We start from the raw sequence: 21,424 nt of genomic DNA, 5'->3' as shown, positions 1-21,424 counted from the left end.
CCTGACAGGGCTGGCGCCACTTCATGGCTGGCGCCGTGCCCTTGTTGTAACAGCCTTGTGCTGCGAAGAGGCCCGTATAGCCGACACATCACTGTCAGCCGTACGGGCCTTTTCGCAGCACGAGGCTGCTACAACCATTCAGCCCAGATCGAGCAACCGTTTCACGCTGGCCAGAATGGCATTGGCGTCATAGGGCTTGCGTGTGACGGGCACGTGCTGCAGGTGCTCGGGAATGCTGATGCTGTCGCCATAGCCGGTGGCGAACAGGAACGGAATCTGCCGACGCACCAGTTCATCGGCCACAGAAATGGATGTGCCAGTGCCCAGGTTGACATCCAATATCGCGGCATCCGGTGTGCGACTGGCAATCAAGCGCAAGGCTTCATCTTCGGAGCTGGCGGTGATCACGTCCTTGATCTGCGCATCGTTGAGAATCTGTTCCAGGCCAATCGCGATCACCAGCTGGTCTTCGAGGATCAGCACACTCAGCCCTGTTTGCGCTGCGAAGATATCCTTGGCACGTGCGATGGGCGCAGCCAGGCTCGCGGGTTCGGCAGCCTCGGCCACGGAAAGGTGCATTGCAGGAATCTTGAACAACCCTTGCAGGCCTTCGGCGTGATACTCCACCGCGCTCGTGCCGCCAAGGTCGAACGGGATACTGCGGTCGATCAGCACCGAGCCAAAGCCATTGCGGGTAGGTGGCCGAACCGTTGGCCCGCCGCTTTCACGCCAACTGATGGCACAGGCGTTGGTAGCGTCGATGGCCCAGCTCACTGCAAGCTTGCCGCCAGCCCGCGACAGCGCGCCGTATTTGGCGGCATTGGTTGCCAGCTCGTGCAGCACCAAAGCCATGACCGAATAGGCGCGGGCATCAAGGGTAACATTCGGGCCCTGCAGCTCGATCACCCCAGCGGCGGTGCGGTAGGGTGAAAGCTCTGCCTCCAGCAGCTTGGCCAGTCGCCCGCCACCATCACCACGTACCACTTGATCGTGAGCGAGAGACAACGCCTGGATGCGCCCCTTCAGTGTCGCCACGTAGTCCTGCAGTGTCTGGCTTTCCGAGGTCGGGTGGGCAACCAGAGCGCCGATCAACGACAGAATGTTCTTGACCCGATGATTGAGTTCTTCGTTGAGGATGCGCTGGCGCACTTCCGCCTTCGTGCGCTCGCTGGCCAGTAGTTCGCTGTTGTACAGCACCACTTCGACGATGGCGGTACGGATGGAGTCGCCAAACTGGCGGTCCTGTTCGGTCCAGGGCAGCGACTGCTGGTGAACGGTTTCTTTCCAGATGGCAAAGCTTTTGCGGGGTGTCAGGCGGTCGCCCAGCAAGCCGCTGTCGTAGGTCTTGTTCGGGTCCCCGGCCCAGTCGAGCGTCTCGACCACCTCCTTGCGGAAGAAGATCAGGTAATCCCTCGGCTGCTGCGACATCGGGATGATCAGAACGCCCGATACTTCGGTAAAGTATGCCTGGGCTGAAGGTAATACCATCGACAGACGGTTGGACGCCCAGGTCCGGCCTTCGCTGACCATGTCTGCCAGGCGCAGCAAATCGGGGACGGCCGTTTTAGGCGGCGCCAGGCCGACGGTTGACCAGCGGCCTTGTAGCGACATGCCGATGCCATCGCAGGGGATCAGCGACATCAACCGTGGCAGGCGTGCGTGGAAGAACGAATCGATGTCAGCGGTCTGGTTGGCGTCGCGCAGCATGCTGTCCAGCGCTTTGTGAACCTGCACGGCAGCTTCGAGCTTCTGCCGGCTGCGCAAGGTCTCGATGTGCAGGGAGAAGAACTCGCCGAACATCTCCGCGGCTACCCGCTGCCCCATGGCCAGCGTGCGGGGTGCATAGTGGTGGCAGGCGATCATCCCCCACAGTTCGCTGTTGACGATCACCGATATCGACATCGAGGCGCCCACGCCCATGTTGCACAGGTACTCGCAATGGATCGGCGACACGCTGCGCAGGTGCGCGTAGGACAGGTCGAGCGGTTCGCCTGACGGATCGAGGACAGGCTCGATGGCCACCGTTTTGAACTGGGCGTCGGAAATGACCCGGATCGGGTTGCGCAGATAAAGCGCACGGGCCTGCTGCGGGATGTCGGACGCGGGAAAGTACTGGCCCATGAAGCTTTCGAGGTCGCTGCGCCTGGCCTCTGCGACCACCTTGCCGGCACCGTCGGTGCCTAGCTGGTAGATCATCACCCGGTCATAGCCAAGCACTGCTCGGACAAAGCGGGCGGCGTCGCGGAACAATTTGCTGGTTTGTTCGATTTCGCGCAGCTGGGCAATCAGGGTTCGCGCCAGCTCAATAGGCTCGGCGATGCTGGCGCCGGCCGGTTCGAACTCCAGGATCGCAGTGCCTTTGAACAGGTGGGCGGCGACATCGAAAGCCTGGCCGTTAGGCAGCCTAACGCTGAAGCTGAGTGCAGGGCGCGAGGCTTCGCGAGTACGGGCCAACGCGTTGCGCAAGGTGTGGGCTACCTCGTCCCCTAGCACCGCTTGCAGCTTCTGGCCCTTGATATCGCCTGTTATGCCAAGCACATCCGGGGCGTTGACTGAATGGCGCAGGACCACGGTCGCCGATGCATCACAGGCCAGCAGGCAGCCGTGGGGTTGGATGCTGCCGGGCGTCTGGATGGGCTCGCGGTCGCAGTTGGTCAGGTTTACTTGGGGGTTGAAGGTCATTGGCCGGTGCCTGTGGCTAAAGGGGAGGCAGCCAGCACGGCCTCCATCGTCCGTCAGACTAGCAGGCATTGCCGCATTTGGGCACGGCAGGTGAAAGCGCGCTTGCAAGCAAGGCCGAGAGGTTTGCATGCTCCGGCCCCTTACCTGTTACGTGATTCACTACGCTTCTTCGAAATGCATCTCGGGTGGCTGCTTGCTGAAACCGCGGGTAATTGCGGTCAGGTAAAGCATGCCCAGGCACAACCATCCCAGCCCCAGGTAGATTGCCAGGTGATCCAGGCTTGCCATCAGCCACACGTTGGACACCAAGCCCACCAGTGGGAATGCCAGGTATAGAAGTACGGCTGTGCCGCCGCGTTGCCCCATGGCCAGCCAGTAATGGAAGATGACCGCCAGGTTGACCAGGCTGAAGGCCAGGAAGGCGCCGAAGTTGATGAACGAAGTGGACGTGGTCACATCCATGCGCAAGGCGAGCAGGGCGACGACCCCGCACAGGATGATACTGGGCACTGGTGTGCTGAAGCGCTCGCTCAGCTTGCCAAAGAACGACTTGGGCAACACACCGTCACGGCCCATTGCATACAGCAGCCGGGAGGCGCTGGCTTGAGCCGACAGGCCAGAGGTGAACTGGCCAACGATCAGCCCCAGCAGGAAAACGCTCACGAACAGGTCGCCGCCGATGTTCTGGGCGATTTCATAGGCTGCCGCATCTGCGTTGATGAAGTCGGTAGACGGGTGGGCCAGCTGCACGAAGTAGCTGCAGGCGATGAACAGACCGCCGCCAATCAGGGTGATCAGCAGGATGGCCCTTGGGATGTTCTTGCGTGGCTCCTTGGTCTCTTCAGTCAGGGTACTGACGGCATCGAAGCCGAGGAAGGAGTAACAGGCGATCGCGGCACCGCTCATGATCAGCGGCAACTGGGCACCTTCCTTGTAGAAGGGCTCGAGGGTCCATAGCGGTACCGTGGGATCACCCCACACGTAGTGCACGGCGAGGGCGACAAACGCCGCCAGCACCAGAAGCTGAATGAGCATCAGCAGGCCGTTTACGGTTTTCGCCAGGCGCAGGCCAATCACATTGATGGTGGTGGTCACAGCGATGAACGCCAGAACCCAGATGGCCTGCGGCACACTGGGGAAAGCCGAGTGCAGGTAGGCGGCACCAATCAGCCAGATCGCCATGGGCAGGAACAGGTAGTCGAGCAGCACCGCCCAACCGGTGATGAAGCCCAGTTGCGGGCTGATCGACTTGCGTACGTAGGTATAGGCGGACCCGGCAACCGGGAAGGCGCGCGCCATGTTGCCATAGCTCAAGGCGGTGAACAGCATGGCGATGGCGGCCGCAAGGTAGGCTGCGGGCACCATCCCTGCGGTGGTATCCGCCAGAATGCCAAAGGTGCCAAGGACGATGATCGGGGTCATGTAGGCGATGCCGAAAAGCACCACCGAACCCAGCGAAAGTGTTCGCTTGAGTGTGGCCATTACTGCTTGCTCCAGCTTGTGATTGTTATTCAGAGTCGAACGTGCTGCCGTCCTTGGCGGCCTTGCTTGCCCGTGAGGGGGCTTGAATGGCGGAGTATCAGGAGGGGATGATCAATTCGCGCAGGCCGTTTTCATGCTCGAGCAGTTCACCTGGCAGGCGAATACGGCGCTGGGCGATGTAGCTGTAGTCGCGCCGTGCTTGTTGCAGTTGCTCCATGGCCAGCTCGACGGTCATGCGGCACTCGCCACGGCCCGCTTCGCATAGCAACTGGCCGTAGGGGTCGACCACGGCACTGCCACCGGCAAAGACCAGGCCGCCATCACCGTCACCGACCCGGTTGACCATGACCGCGAAGGCCTGGTTTTCCATGGCACGCGCGCTGATGGCGGTTTTGTGAGTTGGGCCATACGGGTCCATGTTGCCGTTGGTGACGATGATCAGCTCGGCGCCGAGCTGGCCCAGGGCGCGGGCGGATTCGGGGAATTCGATGTCGAAGCAGATCAGCAAACCGACACGCACGCCTTTGAACAGGGTGGTGGCATAGCGATCCCCTGGGGTGAACACGCCGGAGTCTGATGCCCACAGGTGGGTCTTGCGGTAGCTGAGGGCGACGCCCTCCGGCGTGACCAGCACGGTGGTGTTGTAGAAGTTGCCGTCGACGGCGGCTTCGGCCATGCCCACCACTACAGCAACATCCCGCGCACAGGCTGCCTGCTGAATGGCCGTGATGCTCGGGCCATCGAGCGTTTCGGCGACCTGGCCAATGTTGTCTTCGGTAGGGAAGCCTGTCAGCTGGGTTTCGGGAAACACCAGCAGGTCGGTACCTGCGTGGCAGTTGTTGATTGCCTCGATGGTACGCTGCAAATTGTGTGCGGTGTCGCCATCGCGACCGGCCAGTTGCACCAGTTCGACCTTCATGTGGATTCCTCGACTGTCTGCTTCAACCACCATGCGCAAGCGGCATGGGGCGTAAAAAACGACCCCGGTAAAGGTTCGGTCAGCGTAAGCTAGCCCGGATTATGGGGTGGTGATCACGCTGGGGGTATTACGCCCACGTGGTAACCCTGCAGGGGTAGAGGATGAATTTTACGCTGCACGACATTGCCTGGCACCGAGCGGTGGGCCAACTGATCGAAACGCTCGATAAAGCGCATTTCTGGCCTGCCCTGGTGCGGCTGTTGAACGAATACGTGCCCTGCGACAGTTGGGTCGCGCTGCTGTTTTCGGCGGGGCAACCGCAGGTGTTTGCCGAATGCCCCAGCGAGGACGGCAACCCTGATCCGCTGTTCCAGGATTACTTGAACGGCCTGTACCTGCTGGACCCCTTCTATGTGGCCAGCCGCGAAGCTGCGGCATCTGGCCTGGTGCGGCTGGCGGACGTCGCCCCCGAGTGCTTCGAGCAGACCGATTACTACCAGCGCTACTTTCGCCTCAACGTGGTAGCGGATGAAATTCAGTTCAACGTGCAACTGGATGCGCAACGTACGCTTTGCCTTTCACTTGGCTGCAAACGCCGTTTCACCCTTGAACAGGTCACCCTGCTGGAACTGTTGCGGCCTTGGGTGTCTGGCCTGATGCGCCAGCGCATGGCTTTCGAGCGAGAGTTGTTGGAGGCGGCCACCAAGCCTGCGCCGCACTGGCAAAGCCGCATGGAGGAAAAGGTCGAGCAGATGCAGTCGCCGCTGACCGGACGTGAGCTGGAAGTGGGCCGGCTGATGCTCAGCGGCTGTTCGAGCAAGGAGATTGCGCGCAAGCTGGAAATCTCTGTCGAAACCGTAAAGGTGCACCGCAAGCATATGTACAGCAAGCTGGGGATCAAGTCGCAATCGGAGTTGTTTTCGCTGTTTCTTCAGGCCCAGCTGGGTTGACTCAAGGTGATGTAGGCTCCGCGCGTTCATCGGTGAACCCCAGCTCACGGATGAACATCGAAAACAGTTCCGGGTGGGATGAGATGTTCAGCTTCGCGTACAGGTGGCGCCGGTGCACCTTGATGGTCTCCGGCGAGATCCCCAGCCGTTGCGCCATCGCCTTCGACGAGTAGCCGCGCAGTATCAGGCGGGCAATTTCCAGCTCGCGCTCGGACAACAGGCCTTGGGCAAACCTGGCCAAGGCATCGCCAACCGGTGGCCGCACGGGCACCGAGATGTCGCTACGCGCCCAGTGCTGCTGAAGCAGGGCCAGCACCCAGGCACTGACCAGGTTGAACTTGCCCAGTTCCGTTGCATCGAAAGCGCGGCGCATGCCCAGCGACAGTGACAACACCCCGTCCGGCAACTGCAACAGAAACTGGATTTCGTCCACCAGCACATGGTCCTGGAAGTAGTTCTGGTAATAGTCCGTTTGCCAGAAATGGTCCGGGGCCACTTCTTCCAGGTGGTAGCAACCACTGGCCAAGCCTTCGCGGGCGGCCTGGTAGAAAGGGTCCAGCAGGTACAGGCCGTCCAGGTACAGCTCACCTGCGGCCGGCGCTGGCGCGGCGTCGTATTCCTCAAGCACCTGGGGCGCGCCATGGGCCGCGAAGTGAATCGCCAGTGCGTTGTCGAACGGCACCCAGTGGCGTAGCACCAGGATCAGCTGGCGCCAGAAGCGCGGGCTGCCAATCTGCTCGATCGCTCTGGCCAACGCGGTATGAGCGGCAACTTCATGAAAGAGAATGTCCACGACGGCGTCCTTGAAAGCGGTAGGGCATTGGCGCTCGCTTTGCCACAGCTGTCAACCGGGGGTACCCCTTAGTGGGAATTGTCCGACTGGGCGCTGGCGCATAGATTTCATCCCCATCAAGCGGGCCGTCGAGCTCGCCATGTTTCGTTTCCTGGTTCTGCCTCCTGACACTAACAACAACGTGAGGATGAACAAATGACGTCCTGTAGTGCACCCCTCTCGAAACTGAAACCGACGCTGAGCGTCGCTGATGTCGTCGCCATCACCGTATCTTCGGTTACCCCCGCCAGCTCGGTCTTCGTCATCGCGCCATTTGCCATCGCCCAGGCAGGTACCGGGGTGATCTGGGCCTTCATGCTCGGTGGCGTGCTGGCGCTGATGTTTGCACTTTGCTATGCCGAACTGGGGCGCGCCCACAGTGCTGCCGGGGGAGAGTACGTGTTTGCCAAACGGGTATTTGGCGGCATGGCCGGTTACGCCACCTTTCTTACCGTGCTGGCGATGCTGGTGTTCATTCCACCGGTACTGGCAACCGGGGCTGCCACGTACTTGAATGCGGCGCTGGGCTCCCAGCTTGATGGGCAGGCGGTGGCCCTGGTGATTGTCGCCCTGGGGTATCTGCTGGGTATCCTCAATATAAAGTTGAACGCATGGGTTACCGGCATCTGCCTGTTGCTTGAGGTAGCGGCGCTGATGGTGATCGTGGTGCTGGGCTTCGGCCATGCCCAGCAACCGCTCACCAGCCTGGTCAGCCCACTGGTGCTCGATAACGGGATACTGCATGCGGCACCCTGGGCGCTGGTGATTGGTGCGGTCGGCACGGCGTTGTTTTCCTTCAATGGTTTTGGCGGCGCAGTGTTGCTGGCAGAAGACATGAAGTGCGGCGGGCGTGGCATCCCCAAGGCGGTGCTGTGGTCACTGGTGCTGGTGGTGGCCATCGAAGTGATCCCGCTGCTGGCACTGCTGATCGGCGCGCCCTCGCTGGAGGCGATGCTGGCCAGCCCGGACCCGATTGGCTACCTGCTGACGGCGCATGGCAACGAAACGCTGTCGCGCCTGGTGAGTGGCGGGATTTTCCTGTCGGTGTTCAACGCCATCATCGCCCTGGTGATCCAGAGTGGGCGGGTGATCTACAGCAGCGGGCGGGATGCGTTGTGGATGCCGGCCCTGAACCGTACATTCACCCGCATTCATCCCAAGTGGGAGTCGCCGTGGTTGGCCACGCTGTTCCTTGCCGTGCCTTCCACGGCCCTGACCTTCAGCTCCAACCTGGCAGAACTCACGTCTTTCACCGTACTGCTGATCCTCTGTGTGTACCTGGTCGTGGGGTTGTGCGCACTGTTCAGCCGGGTACTGCGCCGTGATCGCGAGCACCCGTACCGTATGCCGCTGTGGCCGTTGCCGGCACTGGCTGCCGTGACCGGTGCCGGTTACCTGCTGACGACCCTGCTGAGTGCGGCTTCGGCCCGGGACATCTTCATCATTGTCGGGCTTCTGCTTACCTCCATGTTGCTGTATGGCACATATGGCAGGTTGAGCCCGGCGTTTCAGAAACTTTGAGCGAGAGACATGATGCGAGCACGCGACTTCGGTATCACGCTGGGCCTTGGTCAACCAGGCCCGTACAACGCAATCACCGATGTACCGGGTGTACGGGTTGGCCACGCCACCCTGAACACGACCCATGACGGAAAACCTGTGCGTACCGGTGTCAGTGTCATCGAGCCCCGCGAAGGCCCGGCGCGCCATCAGCCTTGTTTTGCCGGCTGCCATGTATTGAACGGCAATGGCGATGCCACAGGCCTGGAGTGGATTCGTGAAGCGGGCCTGTTGACGACCGCCATTGCCACCACCAACACGCACAGCGTTGGGGTGGTGCGCGACGCGCTGATCGCCCACGAGCATGCGACCCTGGCGGACGCATCGACCTACTGGTGCATGCCGGTGGTGATGGAGACCTACGACGGCGTGTTGAACGACATCTGGGGCCAGCATGTCAACGCGGACCTGGTTCAGCAAGCGCTGGGGGCAGCATGCAGCGGGCCGGTGGCCGAGGGTGCCGTAGGCGGCGGCACCGGGATGATCTGCCATGAGTTCAAAGGCGGGATTGGTACGGCGTCACGGGTGTTGCTGGCAGAGCAGGGTGGCTGGACGGTGGGCGCCTTCGTTCAGGCCAATCATGGCCAGCGTCGGGAGCTGCGGGTGGATGGCTATCCCGTGGGCCGGGTGTTGCTTGGCCTCCCTTCGCCATTTGACCAGCAGGACACCCCTGGCATGGGCTCGATCGTGGTGGTATTGGCCACCGATGCACCGTTGCTGCCACATCAATGTCAACGCCTGGCGCAACGTGCTGCGCTGGGCATTGCCCGCACCGGGGGCGGCACCGATGACTCCAGTGGCGACATCTTCCTGGCCTTCTCGACGGGGAACACCGGGCTGGCGCCTGCCGATTACAACCGCCGCGATCTGCCGGTGACCGCGCAAGTGGCGATGGTCAACAACGACCATATTTCGCCGCTGTTCGCCGCGGCGGCCGAGGCCGTGGAGGAAGCCATTGTCAACGCGATCCTGGCAGGCAGGTCGATGCTGGCAGGAGATGGGCGAGAGGTGCCTGGCCTTGAGGGGGCACGCTTACTGATGGCCCTCGAACAAGTGGGCTGGCAGGCTCAAGGTTGATATTTGGGGAAGTGCGTATACCTGGGGAGTACAGATGTTCTCCTTTCGATAATTGCTTGTATGCAGGCGGTGATCGGTGGTCTCATCCCGCGCCTGAGCCAACAGGTATTGAAAGATGAACCGCCCGCTATTTGTTTCCATCGATGGCCCCAAGGGCACCGGCAAGACCACGCTGCTGGAAGCCGTTACCCAGGCCCTGAGGGTGGAAGGAAAAAAGGTGATTCGTCTTTGCGAAAGAAACAACGACCCCTACCGGCGCGAAACCATGGCCCTGGTCAACCAGCTCGCCAGAAGCCCTTGCCAGGACCTGGAGTTCAGGGTGTGCGAACGCTTTGCTGAAAGCCGTGCGTGGATTTCCCGACATGTACTGCCTAGGCAGCCAGCTGACAGCATCATCCTGATTGATCGCTGGTACCCCTCTGACGCTGCGTTCCGCCGCACTGTGCCGTTTGACCATATCTTGCGCCTGAACCTTGAACGAAGCGTGCAAGTGCCAGATTTGCATGTCGGGGTTGTCACCGCCCCAGAAACTTCATGGGCAAGGGCTGCGGCCCGCACGCGCGGGCTGGGCAGCACGGTGATCCACAACCTGGATGAGCAGGTGGCCTGTACCGAGGCGTTCGAGCGGGCGGTTGCAGCGCACGGCTGGGTGCTGTGCCGCAATGAAGGGACGATCGAGGCGGCCACACGGCAACTGGTTGGCGAGATTGATCGAGTACTGCGAATGAAATGGACTCAAGCCTCGACCGATGAGTGATGGCCTGTGATCAGCCATTGCCCATCAATGCGTTCAAAGGTGAACAAAAACCTTGCCGGCACCACGTGCTGCTCACCGCCATTGCGGTAGACGAAGGTGTAGAGCCCGCCGACCACCACGGTGCCGAGCTTGCGGCTGACGCGCTTCTTGAACACCTGAACGTCACACACCAGCCCATCATTGGCCAGGAAGTTGTCGAAGTAGTTGCGTCGGCTGTCATCACAATCGCGCACCTGGTTGGACAAGGTCGGCACCAGAATGGCGTCTGGCGCATACAGTGCCAGCACCTGGTCCACGTCACGCGTGGCTACCGTTGCAGCCCACCGATAAAGCGCCGCCTTGGCACCCGCCAGGCAGGCCAGTTCGGTGTCGGCATAGGGTTCAATGTTCTGGGCTGCGGTAGGCGTAGCGCTCATGGGGGCTTGCTCACATAAGGTTCAAAAGGGATGGGTGGCATGTTCATGCCGGGATGAGATAATGTGTTATAACATAACATTATCGAGACAAGTTTCAGATCATGTCCCTCAAGTGCGAACACCTCGTGGTGGGCAGGAACCAAAAGGAAGCTCCTGCATGAGCCGAATCCTTGTCAGGAATGCCCGCTTGGTGAACGAAGGCAAGGTTTCCGATGCAGACGTCCGGGTTACCTGCGCACGCATCGAGAAAATCGCCAGCAGCATCTGGGGTTGCCGCTGGTGCTGCATACACTTTCGGCGTTGTGTTGAACGAACACTGTCAAGGGTTGCCTCTGGCATTCAATGCACAGCGGCACTGACCCTTTTGAACCTGACGCAAGAGTGATAGCGATGAACGAACAAGAGCTGCTTCGCATGCCTGCACAGGCCTACATGGATGCCTCGCAGCAGGCATTCTTCCGTGACCTGCTGCTGTCGCAGCGCACAGTGTTACAAGCGCGAATCTCCAGCGAGTTCGAACTCATGCGCACATTCGAGCCAAGCAGTGACCCTTCCGACCTGGGCACTGTGGAGGAGCAACGGCAATGGCAGTTGCGCCTGCTCGAGCGGGAAAAGAAGCTGCTGGACAAGATCGACGAAGCCCTCCAGCGCCTTGCTCGGGGCGAATACGGGTGGTGCAAGGACACTGGCGAGCCCATCGGCCTGAAACGCTTGCTGCTGCGGCCAACAGCGACGCTGAGCATTGAGGCCAAGGAGCGGCAAGAGCGCAGGGAGCGGCACATACGCGATGACTGAGGCGCTCAGCCTGATCTAAGTGTTCAACGGTAACCTCGCACTCGGATACCCCTTTGGAACCTGAGGAGGTTACTCGATGAATGCGCCGAGCAGCACTTGGCTCAACAAAGTACCGGAAGTGACGCTGTCCTTCTGGATCATCAAGATCATGTCCACCACGGTGGGCGAAACGTTCGCCGACTTTCTCGCCGTCGACGTAGGCTGGGGGCTGGCCATCACCAGTGCGGTGATGGCCGTGCTGCTGGCGGGTGCGTTGGCCTTGCAGTTGCGCAAGCGCCACTGTGAACCCTGGATTTACTGGCTGTGCGTGGTGCTGGTGAGCATTCTGGGCACCCAGATCACCGACATCCTGACCGACGAACTGGACATCAGCCTTTACGCCAGCACAGCGTTTTTCTCGGTGTTGCTGGCTGCCAACTTTGCGATCTGGTACGTGCTGGAGCGCAACCTGTCGATACGCGAGATCGTTACCGCCAGGCGCGAGCTTTTCTATTGGACCACCGTGCTTTGTACTTTCGCGCTAGGCACTGCTGGCGGTGACCTGGCTACCGAAGCGTTGGGGCTTGGCTTTGATATCGGCGTGGTGATCTTTGCCGTATTGATCGCCGTTTGCGTGCTCGCCTGGCGACTGGGCGCCAGTACGGTGCTGGTGTTCTGGGTGGCTTACATTCTGACTCGACCACTTGGTGCTTCCCTGGGCGACCTGCTGACTCAATCGCACGCATATGGCGGCCTCGGCATGGGGGCCACCTGGACCAGTGCACTGTTCCTTTGCGTCATCTTCATCCTGGTCGGCGTTGCCCAGTTCAGCGCCGAACAGTCCAAACGGCTCGCCCGTTGATCAAAATAAGGTAGTTACCCATGATTTCGCATCGTTTACGCATAGCGACGTTGGCAATCGCCTGCACGTTTGGCGTGCTGCTAACCCAAGGTTGTTCCAAACCGGATCAACAACAAACACAGCAGGCACCTGCGGGCGCCCAAGCAGCGACCAAGCTGGGCGACCTCAGCCCATTCCGGGCCATTGCCGAGGATGTGGCGGCCAAGGTCGATGCCCAGGACTTACCGGCTGCCAAGGCCCGCATCAAAGACCTGGAAAAAAGCTGGGACGACGCCGAGGCCGGGATCAAGCCACGCGCGGCCAGCGACTGGCATGTACTGGACAAGGCTATCGATCGGGCACTCGATGCACTGCGTGCAGGCCAGCCGCAGCAGGATGACTGCAAAGCGGCAATGGATGCCCTGTTGAAAGCTTTCGACAACCTGCAAGGGCTACGACAAGGTTGAAGCGAGGAACAATCAGTCACCGTGCACTCGGCTATTGTTCCATCACGTGCTCATTTTGGGGAAGGCAATGCGGGTGTTACTGGTCGAAGATGACAGCATGATTGCCCAGGCACTGCAGGACGCGCTGGCAACGGCGGGTTACGCGGTGGACTGGGTAGCCGATGGCCTGACCGCAGAGGCGGCCTTGCGCACGCAGGCCTATGACCAGGTGCTGCTCGACCTGGGGTTGCCCGGGCAAGATGGGCTGCAAGTGCTGCAACAGCTGCGTGCAGCCGACAACCCCATTCCCCTGCTGATCATTACCGCGCGCGCGGAGCTTGATGACCGCGTGCGCGGGCTGGATGGCGGAGCGGATGATTTCTTGCAAAAGCCCTTTGAAATGGCCGAATTGCTTGCCAGGATGCGCGCCGTCATGCGGCGCAAAGGCGGGCGTGCAACCCCTGAGCTGGGCAACGGCACGGTCAGCCTGGACCTTGTCAGCAAATGCGCCAGGGTGATGGCTCAGCCGCCTGTTCAGCTTTCCAACCGAGAGTTCGCCTTGCTTCAGGCATTACTGATCCGCCCGGGGGCGATCCTGTCGCGGGCAGAACTGGAGGACCGGCTATACGGGTGGGGTAACGAGGTTGAAAGCAACGCGGTGGAGTTTCTCATCCATGCCTTGCGCCGCAAGCTGGGCAAGGATGTGATTCGCAATATCAGGGGGTTGGGATGGATGGTCTCAAAAGGCGCCTGAACCAGTCCCTGCAGCTACGCCTGTCGCTAGGGTTGTCCCTGGCGATACTGCTGGTTGCGACAATGAGTGGGGTATTCAGCTACTTCTCGGCCTTCGATGAGGCGCTTGAGCTGCAGGACAACAGCCTGCGCCAGGTTGCGGCATTGTACATGCGCCAAGGCTTGGCATTTCATTACCCAGCCAACGAGCATTCTGTCCCAGGCGACGATGAAGAAACCCGCATCGTCATCCAGTATCTGGCTGATGGACAGGCCGTCAGCCATGCTGATGACAGCCTGTTGCCGTTGCCCATTCCGGGCGCTGTGGCCAATGGCTTGACTACCGTAAATGTCGGCAACGAACCTTTCCGTGTGCTGGTGAACACCGATTCTTCCGGCAAGCGTTTTGCCGTTGCGCAGGAAATTGACAGCCGCAATCGCGATGCCCGCGATAGCGCATGGCGTGCATTGCTGCCATTCGCCATCCTCTTTGCCATTTTGCTGGTGGTGGTGGCCAACCTGATTCGCGAGCTGTTCAGGCCTGTCGCGAGTTTGGCGGCAATGCTCGACCGCCGTGATGATCAGGACCTGCGGCCGATTGATGAGCGTATGCTGGCCATCGAAATACGCCCTTTCATCCAGGCAATCAACCGGCTGCTGGCGCGTGTTGCCCGCACCCTGGAAAGCCAGAAGCGCTTTGTCGCCGATGCAGCCCATGAACTGCGCACCCCCCTTACAGCCCTTTCACTGCAGGTGGAAGGCCTTGAACCCGAAGCAATGACGGCCCGCGCCCAGGCCCAAGTGGCCCAACTGCGGCTTGGTATCGCCAGAAGCCGCAAGCTCATCGAGCAACTGTTGGCGCTGGCGAGCGCCCAGCTCGGCGCGCTGCCGACAGCTGCGGTTTCTCTGCATGAAGTCTGCCGTCGGGTGCTGGAAGATCTGATGCCCTTGGCCGAGCAGAAGCAGCTCGACATCGGCCTGGAAGGTGACGATGCACGCTTGCCCATACGCGAAGTCGAGTTGAGGACCGTGATCAGCAACCTGGTCGAGAACGCCATTCGCCATGCCCCTGTGGCGGGCCATGTCGACCTGCGTGTGGAGCAGGGCGTCGGCCAAGTCACGCTCAGTGTCAGCGACGATGGCCCGGGCATTGACCCGCAAGAGTGGGAGCGCGTGTTCGACCCGTTCTATCGTGGCACTGGCTCGGTGGGGGAAGGCTCCGGCCTGGGGCTGTCGATAGTACGGACCATTGTTCAGCGTTGCGCAGGCGAGGTGGACGTGGGGTACACCGATGCGGCGCGCCGCCAGGGCTGGCGGGTATGTTTGCGTTGGGTGACAAACAGCGGTTGACGATCCGTCAGGGTGTCAGGCGCCCTGACGGTCGATATCCCGGCGCAGGACCACCGACGTGGTAATGTCATCCACTGATTCGTGACGTGCCACATTGTCGCGTACCTGGTTGAGGTCGTCGATTGTCCGGGTCTCCACTTCAACCACCAGGTCAAGCTGCCCGCTCACCGATGAAACCCGCCGCACGCGCGCGTCCGTTGCCAGCTGGTCGAGCAGCCCCATGGCAGGTGTGCGCTGCAACGTCACCAGCAAGATCGCCCTTATCACGTTGGCGTCTATTTCGCCGATGTCCGCGCGATAGCCACGGATGACCCCGCTGCGCTCAAGGTTGGCGACGCGCTCGGTAGTGGCGCTTCTGGAAAGGCCTATGCGGCCGGCCAACGCCTTCAGCGCAATACGCGCATCTTTCGAAAGTACTTCAAGAATCTCACGATCTTTTGCGTCCAGGTCACGCATTGCACCACCCAATAAGCTCGCCGTCTTTATGCCGGCCGGAACCGGCATAATGCCTGTCGATCCCGACCGTATGCAGGGTGTCGGTTTCGGTGGTGCATGACAAGCTATTGAAAAAACAATTTGCTCGCTCGGAACGTGATGATATGACAGACCTTTCCCACCCGGCACCTCGGTTTTCGGCAAGCGATGCAGAGGGCCTTGCAAAAGATTTCTTCAATGTCACCGGCATTGCAACGCCCCTGGACGGGGAGCGTGATTGCAACTACCGGCTGAAGACGGGCATGGATGCAGGCTGGATCCTGAAAATCGTCAATGCCAGCGAGCCCAGGGTAGAAAGCGAGTTTCAAACCGCGCTGCTCGATCACCTGGCCGTGCATGGCGCGCACTTGGGCGTGCCCCACCTGCGGGCCAGCGTGGCGGGCGATTACCTACCGACGGTGACCAGCGCCACAGGTGAACAGCACGCGGTGCGCCTGGTCAGCTGGTTGGCCGGCACGCCGCTCGCCGAGGCCAGGCGCTCCTTTGCGCTGATGAGAAACTTCGGCCAGGCACTCGGTGAGCTTGACCGCGCCCTGCAGGGCTTCATGCACCCGGGCGCCGTTCGTGAACTGGACTGGGACCTGCGCCATGCGGCGCGCGCTCGATCACGCCTGCACTGCATCAAGAGCCCCGAGCGGCGGGCCATTGCCGAACGTTTCATCACCCAGTTCGAGCAGACTGTCCAGCCCAGGCTGGCTTCACTTCGCGCCCAGGTGATCCACAACGACGCCAACGACTGGAACATTCTGGTCGATGCCGAATCCACCAGCAACGTAACTGGCTTCATCGACTTTGGCGACGCAGTGCATAGCGTGCTGATTGCCGAAGTCGCGATCGCCAGCGCTTACGCCATTCTCGACATGGACGACCCGATCGGCGCTGCTGCTGCGCTGGTGGCCGGCTTCCATGAAAAATACCCGCTGCAAGCGCAAGAGCTTGATGTGCTGTTCAACCTGATTGCCATGCGCCTGGTCATCAGCGTGACGTTTTCTGCTTCGCGGCACGATCAGGCAGGCGACAATCCCTACCTGGCGATCAGTGAAGCACCTGCCTGGCGCCTGCTGGAACAGCTTGATGCGATGAACCCACGGCTGGCCACCGGCATCCTGCGCAAGGCCTGTGGTTTCGATGCCATCGACGGTGCCGGGGAAATCCGCCGCTGGATTGCGGATAACCACAAAGCGTTCGCCGACCTGGTGCGCCCTTCAGCCGCCATCCTCAACAAAGTGATCGCGCCGTTTGGCGACGCCAGCCACGAAATGACCATCGCTTCGGCCGAGCAACGTCCTGCGGATGCGACCCGCTGGTGGGACACGTTCTCTGCCGCGCACAAGGTGCCGCTGGCCATCGGGCCATGGGGCGAGTTGCGCACCATCTATACCGACAGTGCTTTTGAGTCCCGTTTCATCAAGGGGCAGCGCCGCACCTTGCATGTGGGTGTCGACCTGGTGATGCCGGCGGGTACGCCTTTGTACGCACCGATCGCCGGCACCGTCAGAAGCGTCGAGATAGAACCAGACCCGCTTGGGTATGGTGGCCTGGTGATGATCGAGCACGCACCGACAGGTTGCCCGCCATTTCTGACCTTGTGGGGGCACATGGCCCATGAGGCGCTCGGCCGCTTGAAAGCCGGTGACAAGCTAGAGGCTGGCGACCTGGTCGGTTACATGGGCACCGACCATGAAAATGGCGGCTGGATCCCCCACCTGCATCTGCAGATGGCCACCGATACCCAGCTGACCGCGAGCGAGGTCATTGGCGTTGGTGAGCCAGAGTACCGTGACGTGTGGGCTGACTTGTTCCCTGATGCCTCGATGTTGGCCGGTATTCCACCAGAGACCTACGACCAGCAGGGGATGACCAAGGCCCAGATCATTGCCAAGCGCAAGGAGTTGCTGCTACCGAACCTGTCAATTTCGTACACTGACCCGATCAAGTTCGTGCGTGGCGATGGCGTATGGCTGATCGACAACTTCGGTCGGGCTTACCTGGACTGCTTCAATAACGTCTGCCACCTGGGCCATAGCCATCCCGATGTGGTCGAAGCCTTGACCCGTCAGGCTGGGCGATTGAACACCAATACCCGCTACCTTCATGACAACATTGTCGAATATGCCGAACGCCTGACCGGCACCTTGCCAGAGGGGCTTTGCGTCGCGTCCTTTGGTTGTTCGGGCAGTGAAGCCAACAGTTTGATGCTGCGCATGGCGCGCAACTACACAGGCAGTGACCAGGCAATCGTGCTGGACTGGGCCTACCACGGCACCACCCAGGAGCTCATCGACCTGAGCCCATACAAGTACAAGCGCAAGGCCGGCAAAGGCAGGGCGGCGCATGTTTACGAGGCGGTGGTCCCGGACAGCTACTACGCGCCCGAGCATTGGCCAGTGGAAGAGCACGGCAAGCGCTTTGCCGAGTCGGTAGCAGAGCAACTGGATGCCATGCGCAAGGCAGGCAAGAAGCCCGCCTTTTTCCTTGCCGAGTCGATTCCCAGCGTGGCGGGGCAGGTGTTCCTGCCCGAACACTACCTGCAGGAGGTATACGCCATGGTGCGCGCCGAAGGTGGGCTGTGCCTGGCCGATGAGGTACAGGTCGGGTTTGGCCGCGTCGGCAGCCACTGGTGGGCATTCGAGACTCAGGGCGTAGTGCCGGATGCTGTCACCATGGGCAAGCCGATCGGTAACGGCCACCCGATGTCGGCGGTCGTGACCACGCGCGAGGTTGCCGATGCCTTCAACAACGGCATGGAGTATTTCAATACCTTCGCCGGCAACCCCGTGTCGTGCGCGGTAGGCCTGGCAGTGCTCGATGCGATCGAGCGCGACCAGTTGAAGGAAAATGCCTTGAACGTTGGCAATTACCTGCTCGATGGTTTCCGCAAGCTGCAGCAGCAATTTGATGTGATTGGTGATGTGCGCGGCCTGGGCCTGTTCCTCGGCATTGTGCTGGTCACTGACCGTCAGTCGAAGGTGCCGGCCACGGCCTTGGCCAGGAAAGTAGCCGACGGCGCCAGGGAGCGCGGCGTGTTGATCGGCACCGAGGGCCCGCATGACAATGTGTTGAAAATGCGGCCTTCAATGATTTTCAGCCGGGCCAATGCCGATTTCCTGCTCGAGGTGCTGAAAGACAGCTTCATCGCAGCGCTGAAATAGCCTATCGGCTGGGCAGGAGGGCGTGCCGAGGGGCACGCCCTTTGTCGTGTGCTCAGGCTTTTTGGCGGTCAATATCGCGCCGTAGCACCACCGCCGTAGTGATGTCGTCTACAGAGTCATGGCACGCCACAGCGTCTCGTACCCGGTTCAAGTCATCGATCGTCCTCGCCTCTACTTCGACCACCAGGTCGAGTTGCCCGCTGACCGATGAAACCCGTTTCACCTGGGCGTTTTGTGCCAGCAGGTCCAGCAGCCCGAGTGCTGGTGTACGTTTCAGTGCTACCAGGATAATCGCCCGTATTACATTGGCATCGATTTCACCAATGTCGGCACGGTAGCCGCGAATGACCCCGCTACGCTCCAGCTGCAAAACCCGCTCGCTGGTAGCACTTCGCGACAGGCCGATTCTTGCCGCCAGCGCTTTGAGTGCCACGCGTGCTTCCTTGGAAAGTATCTCGAGGATTTCCCGATCTTTGATGTCTAATTCGCGCAATGCTGGCACTCCTGCCTGTTCACCGGTAAATGGCCGGATGCCCCAGTGAAGTGCAGGAGGCACGCCAGCCGAATACTTGCTAGTTTTTGGTGCATTGCAAGACACTACTCCAGTTTTGAAACCGGTCGAAGTAGCGCCGACATTATGTCGGTCGATCCCGGCAATGTGCCACCCGAACACGCACATTGCAGGGTGATTTCAAGGTGTCCGTGTGCAAAGCTCTTTGTGAAGGAGGGGCCATCAGCGCCCCAGACAATAAGAAATACAAACTTCCAAGGAGTGCCTCGATGCGGGTAAGAAAAACCAGGATGCTACTTGCATCCAGCGCAGTGGCAGTAATTGCATTGTTCTCTCAGGGCGTGGCGCAGGCCGATGACTTGCAGGCAGTTCAAGAATCAAAAATACTGCGCGTGGCCATGAGCGGCCAGTACGCTCCCTTCAGTTTCGCCAACGAAAAGAATGAAATTGTGGGTTTCGACGCCTCCATTGGTGAAGCACTCGCCCAGCGCTTGGGTGTAAAGATAAAAATCATCACCACCCCCTTCGACGGCATTATTGCCGGGCTGTTAGCCAAAAAGTATGACGCCGTCATCGCTTCGATGACCATTACTCCCGAGCGGCTGAAAGCCGTTGATTTCGTGGGGCCTTATTACCATGCAGGCCGTACCATCGGTGTAAAGGAAGGCTCTCCGATTAAGGGGCTGGATGACCTCAAGGACGTCACCGTTGGCGTTACCTTGGGCGACTCGCATGACAAATGGGCGCGTGCTCGCGGCAATCTTAAAGTGCGCACCTATAAAGGGTTGCCGGAAATGCTGGTCGACCTGGATGCCGGGCGTATCGATGCGGTAGTGATGGACAGCATTCCGGTCATGGTTGCGGTAAAGGAAACCGGTCAGAAAGTGCGCATCATCAACCTGCCCGACGAGCAGGGTGGCCGTGAAGGCCTCGGCATTGCCATCCGCAGGAACAACCCTGAACTCAAGGCCCAGTTGCAGAAGGCCCTGGACGAGATCCTGGCCGATGGCACTTATAAAGAAATCTCCATGAGATGGGTGGGTAGCGACATCCGCTGATGCACACCTGCAGTGGCCTGGCCGACAGGTTGGGCCAGGTTGGCTGAACTTTGTGAGTGGTTTTTATGGACCTGTCATTGATCCTCCGTACCTACCCGTTTTTCATGGAAGCCGCTTGGGTAACTGTGCAAATTTCATTACTTTCATTATTACTGGGTTTGGGCCTGGCAATCATTCTCGTGGCAGGCAGGTTATCGCCAGTCATTATCCTGCGATGGGCAGCCAAGATTTACGTCAGCGTATTTCGCGGTACGCCCTGCCTCGTGCAGTTGTTCATTATTTACTTTGGCGGGCCGCAGATAGGCATAGAGCTGGAGCCATTCTCTGCTGCGGTGATCGGCTTAGGCATGAATATCGCTGCGTATATGTCCGAGTCCATCAGAGGTGCTATCGACAACGTCGACCCTGGCCAGGAGGAGGGCGCACGGTCAATTGGTTTCAGCCGCAGGCAGACGCTGTTGTTCATCATCATTCCACAAGCACTGAAACTCATGATCAGGCCGCTTGGCGTCAATGCCATTGGCCTGATAAAGGGCTCTGCCCTGGTGTCGGCCATTTCGGTTGTTGAACTGACATATACCGCGCAGCGCTTCATCAGCTCAACTTACAAACCGTTCGAGATATTCATGGTGTCGGCGTTGCTTTATATCGTCATGGTCTACTCGGTCAAGTACTTGGTGGAAGTACTGGACCGGCGATACGCGACCAAGTGAGGAGTACCCGTGGAAGGATTAAACCTGAGTGTCATCACGCCTTACTATGAAATGCTGGCGACCGGCCTGTGGTGGACGGTTGTCATGTTTCTCTGTTCCAGTGTCATCAGCGTGGTGGTGGGCGTGCTGTTTGCCCTGATCGACTTGTATGCGCCCAGGGCCATGGCATTGCCTGTGCGTTTCGTCACCTGGCTGTTGATGGGCACGCCCTTGTTGCTGCAACTGTATTTGATCTACTACGGGTTGGTTCAGGTGGGAATCGATATTCCGGCGCTGGCTGCCGGAATCATCGGGCTGAGCCTGCACTTTGCGGTGTACAACGCTGATGTGATCAAGTCGGGGATCGAGGCAGTTGACCCTGGCCAGATAGAAGGCGCGCGCTCGATTGGCCTGAGCAAGGCAATGACCCAGCGCTACATCATCGTTCCGCAGGCGCTCAGAAAAACCATTGCGCCGCTTGGGAACAACCTCATTGTCTTGCTCAAAGACACGTCGCTGGTATCGATCATTGGTATCGCCGAACTGGTCTACAGCGCCCAACTGGCAGTCAGCGAAACGTACAGCCCCTTTGAGTTCTACATCGCCGTGGCGGTGATCTACTACGTGGCCAACCTGGTGCTCGAGGCTGGGTTGCATCTTATTGAAGCAAAGGTCGAGATGTCACGATGAACAACAAC

General features: G+C 60.1%; 20 protein-coding genes. 13 read left to right on the top strand and 7 right to left on the bottom strand.

Annotated elements, in window-relative coordinates:
• Positions 1-138: 138 nt before the first annotated feature.
• The 3 genes from APH35_RS19135 to APH35_RS19125 form a co-directional block, all read right to left on the bottom strand.
• Positions 139-2,682 carry an HWE histidine kinase domain-containing protein gene (locus tag APH35_RS19135; RefSeq protein WP_060515281.1) on the bottom strand — a complete coding sequence of 848 codons (2,544 nt, stop codon included), beginning with the start codon at positions 2,680-2,682 and terminating at the stop codon, positions 139-141.
• Positions 2,683-2,841: 159 nt separating this feature from the next.
• Complete coding sequence (locus APH35_RS19130) at positions 2,842-4,164, bottom strand: APC family permease (protein ID WP_012272227.1); 1,323 nt, start codon at positions 4,162-4,164, stop codon at positions 2,842-2,844.
• A gap of 97 nt (positions 4,165-4,261) precedes the next feature.
• Positions 4,262-5,083 carry a carbon-nitrogen hydrolase family protein gene (locus APH35_RS19125; RefSeq protein WP_060515280.1) on the bottom strand — a complete coding sequence of 274 codons (822 nt, stop codon included), beginning with the start codon at positions 5,081-5,083 and terminating at the stop codon, positions 4,262-4,264.
• A gap of 161 nt (positions 5,084-5,244) precedes the next feature.
• Here APH35_RS19125 and APH35_RS19120 point away from each other — a divergent pair, with 161 nt between their 5' ends.
• On the top strand, positions 5,245-6,033 hold the full coding sequence (locus APH35_RS19120; RefSeq protein WP_012272229.1) for a helix-turn-helix transcriptional regulator: 789 nt from the start codon (positions 5,245-5,247) through the stop codon (positions 6,031-6,033).
• Position 6,034: 1 nt separating this feature from the next.
• Here the strand turns inward: APH35_RS19120 and APH35_RS19115 are convergent, their stop codons facing one another.
• Entirely contained in the window at positions 6,035-6,826 is a 792-nt protein-coding gene (locus tag APH35_RS19115) for a helix-turn-helix transcriptional regulator (RefSeq protein WP_060494151.1), read from the bottom strand.
• A 195-nt stretch (positions 6,827-7,021) separates the two neighbouring features.
• Between APH35_RS19115 and APH35_RS19110 the strand changes: the two genes are divergently transcribed.
• From APH35_RS19110 to APH35_RS19100, 3 genes are all read left to right on the top strand, one after another.
• Positions 7,022-8,386, top strand: a complete 1,365-nt coding sequence (locus APH35_RS19110; RefSeq protein WP_060494150.1) for an APC family permease — start codon at positions 7,022-7,024, stop codon at positions 8,384-8,386.
• Between the two features lie 12 nt (positions 8,387-8,398).
• A complete protein-coding gene (locus APH35_RS19105; protein ID WP_060515282.1) occupies positions 8,399-9,502 on the top strand; it encodes a DmpA family aminopeptidase in 1,104 nt (367 codons plus the stop codon).
• Positions 9,503-9,617: 115 nt separating this feature from the next.
• Entirely contained in the window at positions 9,618-10,259 is a 642-nt protein-coding gene (locus APH35_RS19100) for a dTMP kinase (protein WP_060515279.1), read from the top strand.
• On the opposite strand, the gene APH35_RS19095 is transcribed toward APH35_RS19100, so the two are convergent.
• A complete protein-coding gene (locus APH35_RS19095) occupies positions 10,238-10,675 on the bottom strand; it encodes a DUF4440 domain-containing protein (RefSeq protein WP_060515278.1) in 438 nt (145 codons plus the stop codon). The genes APH35_RS19100 and APH35_RS19095 overlap by 22 nt on opposite strands.
• Before the next feature lie 390 nt (positions 10,676-11,065).
• Between APH35_RS19095 and dksA the strand changes: the two genes are divergently transcribed.
• The 5 genes from dksA (at position 11,066) to APH35_RS19070 (ending at position 14,818) form a co-directional block, all read left to right on the top strand.
• Entirely contained in the window at positions 11,066-11,470 is a 405-nt protein-coding gene (gene dksA, locus APH35_RS19090) for an RNA polymerase-binding protein DksA (RefSeq protein ID WP_012272235.1), read from the top strand.
• Positions 11,471-11,546: 76 nt separating this feature from the next.
• Entirely contained in the window at positions 11,547-12,311 is a 765-nt protein-coding gene (locus tag APH35_RS19085) for a COG4705 family protein (RefSeq protein WP_012272236.1), read from the top strand.
• 20 nt (positions 12,312-12,331) lie between these two features.
• A complete protein-coding gene (locus APH35_RS19080) occupies positions 12,332-12,757 on the top strand; it encodes a hypothetical protein (protein WP_060515277.1) in 426 nt (141 codons plus the stop codon).
• A gap of 67 nt (positions 12,758-12,824) precedes the next feature.
• Positions 12,825-13,490 (top strand): response regulator, encoded by a 666-nt coding sequence (locus tag APH35_RS19075; RefSeq protein ID WP_060515276.1) that lies wholly within the window; start codon positions 12,825-12,827, stop codon positions 13,488-13,490.
• Entirely contained in the window at positions 13,466-14,818 is a 1,353-nt protein-coding gene (locus tag APH35_RS19070) for a sensor histidine kinase (RefSeq protein WP_060515275.1), read from the top strand. Before APH35_RS19075 ends, APH35_RS19070 begins: the two co-directional genes overlap by 25 nt.
• Positions 14,819-14,833: 15 nt before the next feature.
• On the opposite strand, the gene APH35_RS19065 is transcribed toward APH35_RS19070, so the two are convergent.
• Positions 14,834-15,274: an Lrp/AsnC family transcriptional regulator gene (locus tag APH35_RS19065; RefSeq protein ID WP_004374903.1), complete on the bottom strand. Its 441-nt coding sequence runs from the start codon at positions 15,272-15,274 to the stop codon at positions 14,834-14,836.
• Positions 15,275-15,417: 143 nt separating this feature from the next.
• Between APH35_RS19065 and APH35_RS19060 the strand changes: the two genes are divergently transcribed.
• A complete protein-coding gene (locus APH35_RS19060; protein WP_060515274.1) occupies positions 15,418-18,465 on the top strand; it encodes an aminotransferase class III-fold pyridoxal phosphate-dependent enzyme in 3,048 nt (1,015 codons plus the stop codon).
• A gap of 52 nt (positions 18,466-18,517) precedes the next feature.
• Here APH35_RS19060 and APH35_RS19055 read toward each other — a convergent pair whose 3' ends face one another.
• Positions 18,518-18,958 (bottom strand): Lrp/AsnC family transcriptional regulator, encoded by a 441-nt coding sequence (locus APH35_RS19055; RefSeq protein WP_012272242.1) that lies wholly within the window; start codon positions 18,956-18,958, stop codon positions 18,518-18,520.
• Between the two features lie 287 nt (positions 18,959-19,245).
• Here APH35_RS19055 and APH35_RS19050 point away from each other — a divergent pair, with 287 nt between their 5' ends.
• The 3 genes from APH35_RS19050 (at position 19,246) to APH35_RS19040 (ending at position 21,416) form a co-directional block, all read left to right on the top strand.
• Complete coding sequence (locus tag APH35_RS19050) at positions 19,246-20,034, top strand: ABC transporter substrate-binding protein (RefSeq protein ID WP_012272243.1); 789 nt, start codon at positions 19,246-19,248, stop codon at positions 20,032-20,034.
• 65 nt (positions 20,035-20,099) lie between these two features.
• On the top strand, positions 20,100-20,747 hold the full coding sequence (locus tag APH35_RS19045) for an amino acid ABC transporter permease (protein ID WP_012272244.1): 648 nt from the start codon (positions 20,100-20,102) through the stop codon (positions 20,745-20,747).
• Positions 20,748-20,756: 9 nt separating this feature from the next.
• Positions 20,757-21,416 carry an amino acid ABC transporter permease gene (locus tag APH35_RS19040; protein WP_012272245.1) on the top strand — a complete coding sequence of 220 codons (660 nt, stop codon included), beginning with the start codon at positions 20,757-20,759 and terminating at the stop codon, positions 21,414-21,416.
• Positions 21,417-21,424 lie beyond the last annotated feature (8 nt).

The sequence above is a fragment of the Pseudomonas sp. NBRC 111132 genome, from assembly GCF_001320565.1.
Lineage (GTDB): Bacteria > Pseudomonadota > Gammaproteobacteria > Pseudomonadales > Pseudomonadaceae > Aquipseudomonas > Aquipseudomonas putida_P.
This window is presented reverse-complemented; position numbering and strand designations above follow the sequence as displayed.